Raw genomic sequence first — 403 nt, forward strand, 5'->3', positions numbered from 1 at the left:
GCAACCTTTGCAGTTCCGAATCATGGGCAAACGTAGAGCTATCCAGTTGCGAGTTCGACAACCTATTCGTCAAATCTTGAAGCTTCTGCCGATCGGCCGCCAAGAGACTTTCGACTGTCTTCGACGCCGACTTCACATCTTCGCCATTGGCAATGGCGCGCTTGATCTGTTCAGGCAGCTTTGCTCGATCAGCACCCACGTTATACGATTCATGAAGCTGAAGGTATCTGCGCGCCCTCTCGTAGGGATCGGTTTGCGAAAGAATCTCTGCACGATGCGCCAATGTCAGGTTGCCCTCTGCAGTCTGCAAATCGATCAAGCGACGGAACGTATCCTGATTTCCATCTGCGGAAAGCACATCAATCAGCTCTGGCCCGTTGCGCAGAAGCGCTTGCTCGTCAAA

The 403-nt window shown here is 52.6% G+C and carries 1 protein-coding gene; it reads right to left on the minus strand.

The features are described 5' to 3' along the window. Positions 1-403, minus strand: a 403-nt coding sequence (locus ACV22W_RS33645) for a hypothetical protein (RefSeq protein ID WP_448023846.1), incomplete at both ends; no start/stop codon positions are given.

This window comes from Burkholderia sp. AW49-1 (assembly GCF_053427845.1).